Here is an 11,360-nt window from a genome sequence, read left to right on the forward strand (position 1 = left end):
AACGATTCCCTTGCCAGCTTGAGTAAAGAGTTATTTGGCGAAGGGGGTGTCTTTTTCCAACTGCTAAGAGAAACTTGGTGCAGGACGATCAGGGTGGAAGATGGTTTTGCGCAGGCCTCTGCTCCCGGGCAGGATTCAGCCGCATAGGAGCGGTTCGTACCCTTTATTTTGTCTAAAAACAGCCTGAGTAGGAAAATAAGAGCGGTTTGAGCCTCCTAATCTCCGCGAAAATGGGGGGAACCCAACCAGATGGTAGAAATAAGGGGTGCAAATCGCCTTTATTCGGCTTCGTTTTCCTATTAGGCCGAAGATAGAGGCTGCCAAAGACTCTTAATTCTTTTAAAGCCGGCGCGAATACATTTTCCGCTACCGCCGAACACCCGCTGTTTCTAAAAAGCTGCCGCTTACACAAGGTTATCCGCCCTCGGAAGGCTCCGTCTATAAAAGTTGAACTAATGAAAGATGAAGTCCATTACGTTGCGAAAAAAATGGCTTGAAGCTTCAGACATCTTGTTTGGAGTGTCTCGGTTTGGATTGGCCTTCGGACTGTTGACAATGGGAGCCTATCCTTCCGAAGCAGCTTTCTAAACGAAAGCTCTTAGCTTATCCTTCCGAAGCAGCTTTCTAACGAAAGCTCTTAGCCTATCCTTCCGAAGCAGCTTTCTAACGAAAGCTCTTAGCCTATCCTTCCGAAGCAGCTTTCTAACGAAAGCTCTTAGCTTTCAAGCTAATTTCTTTTCTCCACTACATTGGGTTTTACCATCGTAGATCTTTAGTTCAACTTATATAGAAACGTTTCTTTGAATATAAAAGTATACGTTTTTCACGTTTTACGTTCACGGTTCGGGCTCGTCGCATGATCATCCATCCGTTTCAACTTTGCGCCAAGGGGTAATGAGGAGTGTGACATATACCTTGTACTCAAGGAGGAAACGATGATGGATAACGAAAAGAAAATCGTAGGCGTATTCGACAACGAGCAAGAGGCAATCCGCGCGATCGAAGGATTGAAGCGGCAAGGTTACTCGTCCGACGACATTTCGGTCATTTCCAAAAGTCGTGAGGAATTGAGAAGGGTGGAGGACGAGACGGGAAGCGCGGCTCCGGAAGGGGCTGCTACAGGGGCCGCCGCAGGCGGGATGCTGGGCGGTGTGACCGGGCTGCTCGCCGGGATCGGCGCTTTGGCGATACCGGGGATCGGGCCGATTTTGGCAGCGGGTCCCATCGTCGCTACGCTAACCGGAGCGGCCGTCGGAGCCGGAGCCGGGACGCTGGTCGGCGGCCTGATCGGACTCGGCTTCTCGGAGTCGGATGCGAAGCAGTACAACGAATACGTAGAGGGCGGCAAAATATTGGTGCTCGTCCGCTCCGACAAGGAGCGCGATCCTCATGTGTATGAGACGTTCCGCACGAACAACTCGCTGAACGCCTCGACTTACGAGCTCGACGCCGGCGCTGCAGCGGCGGGCGGGCGTGTGCGTCCATAGTTGAGCGCTTCCGAAGTAATGGGGTGGAAGCGATCGCTCTGTATGTCGTGTATACACTGTTTGTAACATGCAAAAAGGGCTCCACCGACGAATCCGGTTGAGCCCTTCTATGACGTTTCCCCGATCAAATATCGTTCCCCCCAAAAAAACGGTTTATTTTACGGACTGGCCGAAACGATCCATCCGCAAACGGTGATTAACGCCACGGTGCCGAAAAACAAATAACTGAACGTACGTATGGGCCTCGGCAGCATACTCGGCCTGCTCGTTAGGGCCTCCTCTCCAGCGTTGCGCTGTTCTTGCTCTGGGTTCAAAAGGTTCACCTCCTCTTTAGAAAACGTTTTCATATACTTACACTTATATAAACGCATTTGAATCAGAAAAGTTTCATTCCGAACTGAATTATTTCGACAGTTCCTTCTCATTGTCATCATTTTGTCGGATTATGCGGGACTGCTCGGTTGTTACGCCGTCTGAAATCGGGCATAATGAGAGGTGGAAACGGGAGTTGTTATGATCTCCCAGCAGCGCGGACAAGGACAAAGGAGAATGGGACATGGCTTATAACGATACGTTCATCCGGGCATGCCGCAAGCAGCCCGTCGACCGACTACCCGTCTGGTATATGAGGCAGGCGGGAAGATACGACCCGGACTACCGAAAAATAAAAGAAAACTATTCGCTGCTCGAAATATGCAAGCAGCCCGAGCTGGCGGCGGAAGTGACGATGATGCCGATCCACAAGCTGGGCGTCGACGCCGCGATCCTGTATTCGGACATTATGAACCCGGTCGCTTCGATCGGGATCGATTTTGATATTGTGGCGAATGTGGGCCCGGTAATCGACAACCCGATCCGCAGCGCCGAGGACGTACAAAAGCTTCGTCCGATCGATGTGGAGGGCGATTTGTCCCACGTGATCGAGACGATCCGGATTCTCGACCGGCAGCTTGAAGTGCCGCTTATTACATTCGCCGGCGCACCGTTTACGATCGCCAGTTATTTGATCGAAGGCAGACCTTCGAAGAGTTATATCCGCACGAAAGAAATGATGTACGGGGCTCCGGACGTCTGGTTCCAGCTGATGGACAAGCTGGGCGATATGATCATCACCTATTTGCGCGCGCATATCGCTAACGGCGCCAAGGCGGTTCAGCTGTTCGACAGCTGGGTCGGGTCGCTGGCGCCGCGCGATTTCCGTACGTTCGTGCTGCCGACGATCGAGCGTATCTTCAAAGGGCTGGAAGATTTGCCTCAGCCGAAAATTTATTTTCCGGGCGTGAGCTCCGGCGAGCTGCTGTCCGATCTGCACAACGTGCAGGCCGATTGTATAGGATTGGACTGGCGGGTGCCGATCAGCGAAGGAAGACGCCGTCTGGCGGGCAAATTCGCCGTTCAGGGCAATCTCGATCCATACTTGCTGACCGCGCCGATGGATGTCATCGAGCGGCACGCCAAAGAAATTATCGACGATGGGCTGGAGAGCCCGGGCTACGTATTCAATCTGGGTCACGGCTTGTTCCCAGAAGCTTCGCTGGACAAGCTGAAGCAGTTGACCGACTATATACATCGTTATTCGGAAGAAGCTATCGTGCGGCTTGCGGAAACGAAGGGAGCGAAATAAATGTCGAAACGCAAAGTCGGCGTCCTCGTCATGTCGTACGGAACGCCGGAAAGCATGGATCAGATTGAAGCGTATTATACGCATATCCGCCGGGGCTCGCCGCCTTCTCCCGAGCAGCTGAAGGCGCTCACGGACCGCTATGAAGCGATCGTGGGCGGTTTTTTTCCGCTGAGGGAAAATACGAACCGCCAAGTGGAGGCGCTCGAGCAGACGCTGAACCGGGACAGTGCGGATATCGAATATAAATGTTATCAAGGACTGAAGCATGCGTCCCCCTTTATCGAGGACGGCGTGAAGCAGATGGCCGAAGACGGCATCCGCGAAGCGGTCGGGATCGTACTCGCTCCCCATTACTCGGTTATGAGCGTCGGAGGGTATATCAAGAGAGCGCAGGAGACGGCGGAGCCGCTCGGCGTGCAGATGAAGTTTGTCAAGAGCTATCATCTGCATCCGAAGCTGATTCAAGCTTTGTCCGAGCGGGTAACGGCGGCGCTGGAGTCGATGGAAGGCGTCGCCAAGGAAAACGTGCGGGTCATCTTCTCCGCCCACAGCTTGCCAGAGAAAATTTTGGAGATGCGCGATCCGTATCCGGATCAGCTGCTCGCTTCCTCCAAAGCCGTAGCCGACCTGGCCGGCATAACCAATTGGCAGTTCGCCTGGCAAAGCGCCGGACAAACGGCGACCCCATGGCTCGGCCCGGATATTATGGACGTGCTGGAGACGATTCATCGGGAGGAGCAAGTGGAGAACGTCCTCCTCTGTCCGATTGGCTTCGTATCCGATCATCTGGAAGTGCTGTACGATATCGACATCGAATGTCAAAGCTTGGCGAAGCGGCTTGGCATGCGTCTGGCGCGGACAACATCGCTGAATACGGACCCTCTGTACATGGAGACGCTGCAAGACTCGATCAACGAGCAGCTGCATCACAACTAATACACGTTTCCCGCTCTCGAGAGGCGGCTTAAGCTCACGGTCCGGTGAGACGGGCCGCCTCTTCCGGGCGTATAAACGTTGCCAGCCAGAAAGGAACGGTGCCTAGTGGGAGACCAAGCAAACAATCGCAAACAGGTCGTCGTCATCGGCGGAGGCATTAGCGGATTGAGCGCGGCCTATTATGTTCGGAAAGCACTGGCGGATGCGGGCACGGATGCCGATATAACGATCGTTGAAAAAACGGGCGCATTCGGAGGCAAAATCCGCACGCTGCATCGCGACGGCTTCGTGATCGAGCAGGGGCCGGACTCGTTCCTGGCGCGCAAGCTGCCGATCATCGAGCTGACCAGAGACCTCGGGCTTGAAGGCGAGCTGACGGGAACGAATCCGAAAGCGAACAAAACGTATATCGTACACAAAGGAAAACTGCATCGGATGCCGAAAGGTTTATCGTTAGGCGTTCCCACCGATCTCGAGCCGTTTCTCGAAACCGACCTATTGTCGCTGCAAGGCAAAGCGAGAGCTTTGATGGATTTTGTGCTTCCGAAGCGCGAGGAGACGACGGACGAATCGATTGGCGGCTTTTTTGAGCGAAGGTTCGGCGGCGAGCTGCTGCGGAATTTGGCGGAGCCCATCCTGGCGGGCATTTATGCGGGAGATACGTACAAGCTCAGCCTCCAGGCGACGTTTCCCCAGTTTCAGCAGTTGGAACGTGAGCATGGAAGCCTGATGAAGGCGACGATGGCCGCCAAGCTGAATCCGCCCGTCCCTTCGCCCGTATCCGAGGTTATTCCTGCCGAGCATCGTTCCAGCGTGTTCCTGACATACCGGAAAGGGCTTGTCACGCTGCTGGACGGTCTGAGGGGCGCCTTGGAAGGCGTCCGCAATGTCCAAGCTGCGGTAACGGGGCTGAGCCGTCAGGAAGGCCGCTACAAGCTAACGCTGGATGGTGGCGAAGCGCTTGACGCCGACGCCGTGATCGCCGCGCTGCCGTCGCACGGGCTGGCTCCCTTATTTGGCGGGTTCCCGCAATCGGACTGGCTCGGCGCCATGGACAACGTATCGGTGGCCAACGTCATTCTCGCCTTTGATAAAGACAGGCTGGATCATCCGCTGGACGGCTCAGGCTTCGTCCTTCCGCGTACGGAAGGCAGATTCATTACGGCTTGTACGTGGACGTCGTCCAAATGGCTGCACACGGCGCCGGAAGGCAAAGCGCTGATCCGCTGTTATGTGGGCCGTTCGGGGGAGCAGGACTGGATGGAGCTGACCGACGAGGAAATCGTGACGCGGGTGCGCCGCGATATATTCGAGCTGATGGGCGTAAAGGCGGAGCCTCTGTTCGTGGAAGTGACGAGGCTGCTCCGGTCGATGCCGCAATATGCGGTCGGACATCCGGATCGAATCGCCGGATTAAGAGACAGGCTGGCATCCGATTACCCGGGAGCGTTCGTCACGGGGGCTGCGTTCGAAGGAGTCGGCATTCCGGACTGTATCCGCCAAGCGAAGGATGCGGCTAATGCGGCGGCGTCTTATCTGGGAACGGACGATAAGGTAAGGAAGTAGGGGCGGCGCGGGCCGGGACGATTGGCCTGGAAGCAAGGAGACAATAGATCAGGGAGCGTGTTAGGGATGACGGACCACAAAGTCGGACGGAACGACCGGAAATCGGCTGCCGCGTTCGAGGAAGCGAAACAATATATTCCGGGCGGGGTTAACAGTCCGGTACGGGCGTTTAAATCGGTCGGACTGACGCCTGCATTTATGGAACGGGGAAGCGGAGCGCGGGTAACCGATATCGACGGCAACGAGTTTATCGATTACGTAGGCTCGTGGGGACCGCTGATTATGGGCCATGCCCATCCCGAAGTGGTCGAAGCGATCAAGCGTACCGCGGAGAAGGGGACGAGCTTCGGAGCCCCGACCGAGCTGGAGACGATGATGGCGAAGCTCGTATGCGAGCGGGTGCCGTCCATCGAGATCGTCCGTATGGTCAATTCCGGAACCGAAGCGACGATGAGTGCGCTGAGGCTGGCTCGCGGCTACACGGGACGGAACAAAATTTTGAAATTCGAGGGCTGCTACCACGGACATGCCGATTCGCTGCTGATCAAAGCCGGTTCGGGCGTTGCCACGCTCGGCTTGCCCGATAGCCCGGGCGTCCCGGAAGGAGTCGCGGCGAATACGGTTACGGTTCCTTATAACGATCTGGAATCGGTAAAGCTGGCTTTCGAGAAATTCGGCGAAGAGATCGCCGCCATTATCGTCGAACCGGTGGCGGGCAATATGGGCGTAGTTCTGCCGGTGCCCGGCTTTTTGCAAGGTCTGCGCGACGTGACCCGTCAATATGGCAGCTTGCTTATTTTCGACGAGGTGATGACCGGATTCCGAGTCGGCTTTAACTGCGCCCAAGGCGTATTCGGGATTACTCCGGACCTGACCTGCCTGGGCAAAGTAATCGGTGGCGGGCTGCCGGTAGGCGCATACGGCGGACGCCGCGACATTATGGAGCGGATGGCTCCGAGCGGCCCGATCTACCAGGCCGGGACTTTGTCGGGCAACCCGCTTGCCATGGCGGCCGGTTATACGACGCTGAAGCTGCTGGAGCAACCCGGCGTATACGAGGAGCTGGAGCGCAAATCGGCACGGCTGGAGCAAGGATTTTTGGACAATGCCAAGGAGCTTGGCGTTCCGTCGACGATCAACCGGATCGGCTCGATGGTATGCCCGTTCTTCACCGATACGAAGGTCATCAACTACGAGACGGCGAAGACGTCCGACTTGTCCCGGTTCAACCGGTACTTCGGCCTGATGCTGGATCATGGCGTCAGCGTCGCTCCTTCGCAGTTTGAGGGCATGTTCGTATCCGCCGTCCATACCGACGAAGAGATCGAGGCGACGATCAGCGCGCATTACCAGTCGCTTCAGAAGCTGTAAAACAGAAAGATACGAAAACGAAAACCCTCCGGTGCCGCGTCTGCGGATCGGAGGGTTCTTTTATCGGCTGAAAGTATGTAGGTTATTTGGCTGTACCGGTGCCGGTCTGCGTGCCGGTTGCAGGCGTCGAAGCAGACGTGCCGGAAGAGCTTGCAGCTGGAACGGAAGCATTCGCGTTCGCCGCGGTACCGCTTCCGCTTGGAGCAGTTCCTGACGAAGTGGACCCGGTAGTTGGAGCGGCCGGCTGAGACTTGGCGCCTTCGGCCGCCGGCGGTGCCCAAGTGCCGTTCGTGTTCGGAACGGTCGTTGCAGGCGCGCCTCCCATACCCGGCGTACCTGTCCCGGACGTGGAGCCTCCGCCGGTAGTGGTACCGCTTGCACCGGTACTGCCGGAGGAAGCACCGGCAGGCACTTTCCCGTCGCCTGTACCCGGCGGAACCTTCGTAATATCGAGCGGTTCGCCGGTCGCCGTACTTCCTGTACCTCCCGATGCAGGGGGGCTGTTGCCTCCGGGAGTTGCAGTTCCCGGATTTGCGGCCCCTGGATTCGCAGAACCTGGATTTGCAGTCCCCGGGTTCGTCGCCGGCGTATTCGTTGTGCCGGTTCCGGTGCCGCCGGGAGTAGTTCCGCCCGCCGGCGGCTCCTGCTTGCCGGCATCGGGCTTGGCAGGAGGTTTGGCCGTATCCGGTTTGGAGGCCGGCGTATCCGGCTTCGGATTTTCCGGTTTGGTTGTTGCAGGCGGTGTAGAATCTGTTTTTGGCGGTTCTTGCGTCTTTGCAGGTTCCTGTTGTTTGGTTTGTTGCTGCTGCTGTTTTTGGCGCTCCAGGTCCTTCAAGTAATCAGGATGGTCGAACGCGCCGCCAGCATTAATCTTCAGCAGTCCGTCCCATACCCGGTCCACCTTGTATGAATCGGGATCGTCGTATACAAGCAACCCGGACGGCAGACGGCGTTCGCCGTAACGGCTCGAAGGCTTCGTCAGCAGCTCGCCCTTGACGACGAGCTCGGAGGAAGCCCCCCCGTCCATCATGCCTGCATTGACGGCTCCTTCTTTCAGCAGCAAATCCTGAACTTCTTTTAGGGTAGCGCCGACGCTGTGCGTCTGTCGGCCGTCGATGACGACGAAAATAAGCGTGCCGTCTTCCTTCTGGCCGATCGCGGTACGGGGAGCGCGGCCCCAGCCGCCGTCGCCGTTCGTAATCTGCGGATTGCCGTTGGCGATCAGACGCGGCGCCAAGAACGATACAGCCTCTTTTACGCCCATCTCCTTCAACTGAAGGAGACTGTACTTTCCGACTACGAGCGTACCTTCCTTCGTAAAACCGACGATATGCTGCGGCGTTTCAAGCTCTACGTCCGTATAAACGGAATCGAACCCGGACATAATGAGGCCGATCGGCGCAAAGCCGTTACCTAATCCGTCGGGGTCGATGAAGCCGCCGCCGTTAATGCCGGCTACCGCGCCCGTGCGGGTAACCATCGAGCTGATCCGTTCGCCTTCGCCCACCGTATGCGGAGTAACGATGCGGACCGAAGTCGGGTCGTAGACGTAAATCATTTTGCCCTTCCAAAACTTGTCGGAGATATCGATCGGTTCGCTGATCAGCTCTTCGACGGAACGCGCCTTGCGGGCAGGGTCGTACTTGATCAGTTGCAGATCCTGTTTCTCCAGCGCAGACGTTTCGGTGAATTGATGAGACATTCTCACCATATAATCCCGCTTCTCGGCGCCGACGAAGATCCACGCCCAATCGCGATGCTGGGTCGAGATGACGGTTTGCGCCAAAAATTCCCTTATCAGAAGTCCGGGGGACGTTAAATACAAGAAACTGGACGTGCCGAATATAAGTAGAGTGAACAATAATAGCGATTTTTTCAGCCAGCTCCATCCTACGAGCTGTCTTTTTGTTTGTGAGATCAGTTGGATAGCCGTACTCACAGCGGTCCTCCCTTAATAGTCGTTTGGCTGCGTTTTTATGGCGCAACCTGTTGTCGGATCAATACCCTTAATCATAGCATACTCGTATTTGGTTTTGGATGAAGACTTTGATAAAATAATAGGAAAAAGCGGTGGAAACAGGTGATACTGGACATGAAGAGGTACTATGTGTTTGATTTTCCTTTGGAGTTATACGGAATCGGGCTGGTATTCGCCGCTGCGCTTCTGCTGATTGTATATGCGGCCTATAAGAGGGCCCGGCGCGAATCATAGACGGCCGGACGGATATAGTAGAGACACTCCTTTAGTATAAAGTTTTATGACAACGCTTACACAACTCGAATTACCAATAAACTGGATGCTATTGTCATCATAATTTCAACTCTCTCCCTTGTCAACGGTCTCTTTTTGCTGTCTGGGCGTATGAATTTCAATAAAAGTGTCATGCTCTCCTTCTTTCGTCCATATCATTTAAAGAACGCTTCTCATATAGGCTCAGTCAAGCATTCAGGCACGTGGAGGACGTTATGAAGGGAGGAGTTACGGTGAGCGAACGGCAATCCGGTTTGCGCTTCGATATTTATGAACGCGTTCATCTGCCGGACGAAGTACCTGCCATCCATGAACTGGATGAGGTCGAATTGACTCCGCAAATCCAGGTCGCAATAGAAGGCGATCAGGCTGTTGTAAGAGGATGCTTGCTCTTGACCGGTTCCTACTCGGGACAAGCGGGAGCGGAGACCCGGAACGGGGTGGCTCTTGAGCATACGATCCCGGTGGAGATTACGCTTCCGGTCAGCCGGATTCGGAGTGTGGAGGACATTTCCGTCTCGATCGATAATTTCGACGTCGACTTGTTAGCCCCGAACAGTCTGAACGTAACGGGCGTACTGTCGTTAAACGGAATCGAGATGGTGTCCGGCGATGCGGATACGTGGAGAGAGGAGGAAGAGGTCGTATTTATCCACGAAAATGAAAGGCCGGACGAGTCGTCCGAGTACGGCGAGTTGGAGCTGCCCTCCAAAGTCGACAGCCCGCCGGTCTCGCATGCGATTCCCGATATACCGGCGGCTCCCGTATTTGCTGCGGTGCCTCCGCCGAATTCCGGGGAAGCGGAGCAGCCCGAGAGCCCGGCCGCCGAAGCGACGGTCCGCCGCGATCAACTGCCGGATGATACGTACGACGATTACGAGGCGCTTGAGCAGTATGACGACGCATCAGCATCGGCACCGGCACCTTCGGACGAAGAGGAAGAAGCGGTGGAAGCATCGGCTCCGGAAGATAAGGAGTTGAAGATCGCGTTTGGCAGCAAAAAAGGCGAAGCCGGCCCGTCAATCGATCTGAAGTCGTATGCCGGCAAAAGCGACGATTACCGGAGGACCGGAGCTCCGCCCGCTCAGGAGCAGGCCGCGGCGCCGAGCGCGACAAGCTCGCTGTTCCGCAACGGCCGAAGCTTCCGCAGCGAGCCGGAGCCGATCCCGGAACCGGTGCCGGAATCGGGCGCAGCCGATGTGCTTGAATGGAAAAATCTGTTCCTTTCCTCCAGCGAGGAGCAGCAGTTCCGCAAGGTGCGGCTCTGTATCGTACATAAAGACGACACGGTGGAGTCGATCGCCAAAAAGTACGATCGCAAGCCGCAGGAAATCCGGTTGTACAACAGCTTGAGCGATCAGGAAGTGACGGAAGGCCAAGTGATTTATATCCCCTGACGAGGGGCAACCGGCAATAGCAAATAAAGCGTCCCACGGTCCGCTTGGCGGCACCGGAGGGACGCTTTATTATAGGCAAGCGCACGTGCGCGGCGGGAAACGGATCGACCTTGCGCAAGCAAGGCCGGAGTTCATCGGATCACTTCGTATGCATGCCAATCCCAATGTTAATGCCAATTGCCGGAGCACGATAATGATCAAGCGACCGCACCCTGGAGGCTCAATACACGTTAAGCAGAAAACCGAGATAAATCATAAACAAGGCGAACAAAATAAAGACGTCGAGTCCGGTCGGCAGCAGCAACGTCCGCACGAACTGAACGCAAATAAGCGGAAAAATAACCCCTTTTACAGAATAACGGATTTTCCACCACCATTTATCCATCGATGCTTCACCCCGATTTCCTCATTCTTGCGCATACAAGCGAACGATCTGGTCCGATACAGAAGAAGCCGCCGGCCCAAAGACCTCTCCCGGTGCAAGTAAGACCGCTGTGCGGGAGGCAGGCTTTTCTTGCGAGCAGAAAGTGTTCGGCAGTGCCGAAACCCCATTCTTTCTTCGCTCCTAAAATATGTCGGTTCGCCCGAATTGCTCCTTATTCCAGTGTATGAACCCTCGTCCGTTGGTTATGCTGATGCTATACCGTTATATTTCGCCGGACCGGATGCCGGAGTTAGGGGCGATGGGAAATCCCGGAAGCGGAGGAGAAGGCTGTGGTTTCGGAGAT

The 11,360-nt window shown here is 55.7% G+C and carries 8 protein-coding genes; 6 read left to right on the forward strand and 2 right to left on the reverse strand.

What is annotated here, in order from left to right; translation table 11 throughout:
• Nucleotides 1-935 precede the first annotated feature (935 nt).
• The 5 genes from IDH45_RS03145 to hemL all read left to right on the forward strand — a co-directional run bounded on the left by IDH45_RS03145 (nt 936) and on the right by hemL (nt 6,984).
• The gene (locus IDH45_RS03145) at nt 936-1,487 is read left to right on the forward strand and encodes a general stress protein (RefSeq protein ID WP_190924565.1); all 552 of its coding nucleotides are present in this window, start codon (nt 936-938) and stop codon (nt 1,485-1,487) included.
• A 556-nt stretch (nt 1,488-2,043) separates the two neighbouring features.
• Nucleotides 2,044-3,111, forward strand: coding sequence for a uroporphyrinogen decarboxylase (gene hemE / locus IDH45_RS03150; RefSeq protein ID WP_190924567.1), 1,068 nt, complete (start codon nt 2,044-2,046; stop codon nt 3,109-3,111).
• Complete coding sequence (gene hemH, locus IDH45_RS03155; protein WP_190924569.1) at nt 3,112-4,047, forward strand: ferrochelatase; 936 nt, start codon at nt 3,112-3,114, stop codon at nt 4,045-4,047.
• Between the two features lie 105 nt (nt 4,048-4,152).
• Nucleotides 4,153-5,613, forward strand: coding sequence for a protoporphyrinogen oxidase (gene hemG, locus IDH45_RS03160; RefSeq protein WP_190924571.1), 1,461 nt, complete (start codon nt 4,153-4,155; stop codon nt 5,611-5,613).
• Between the two features lie 66 nt (nt 5,614-5,679).
• Entirely contained in the window at nt 5,680-6,984 is a 1,305-nt protein-coding gene (gene hemL, locus IDH45_RS03165) for a glutamate-1-semialdehyde 2,1-aminomutase (protein WP_190924573.1), read from the forward strand.
• Nucleotides 6,985-7,066: 82 nt separating this feature from the next.
• On the opposite strand, the gene IDH45_RS03170 is transcribed toward hemL, so the two are convergent.
• Nucleotides 7,067-8,923, reverse strand: a complete 1,857-nt coding sequence (locus IDH45_RS03170) for a phosphodiester glycosidase family protein (protein ID WP_317891134.1) — start codon at nt 8,921-8,923, stop codon at nt 7,067-7,069.
• A 545-nt stretch (nt 8,924-9,468) separates the two neighbouring features.
• Here IDH45_RS03170 and IDH45_RS03175 point away from each other — a divergent pair.
• Nucleotides 9,469-10,632, forward strand: a complete 1,164-nt coding sequence (locus IDH45_RS03175) for a LysM peptidoglycan-binding domain-containing protein (protein ID WP_190924574.1) — start codon at nt 9,469-9,471, stop codon at nt 10,630-10,632.
• 220 nt (nt 10,633-10,852) lie between these two features.
• Here IDH45_RS03175 and IDH45_RS03180 read toward each other — a convergent pair whose 3' ends face one another.
• Complete coding sequence (locus tag IDH45_RS03180; protein WP_190924576.1) at nt 10,853-11,017, reverse strand: hypothetical protein; 165 nt, start codon at nt 11,015-11,017, stop codon at nt 10,853-10,855.
• Nucleotides 11,018-11,360 lie beyond the last annotated feature (343 nt).

Source organism: Paenibacillus oceani, assembly GCF_014705615.1.
Lineage (GTDB): Bacteria > Bacillota > Bacilli > Paenibacillales > NBRC-103111 > Paenibacillus_AB > Paenibacillus_AB oceani.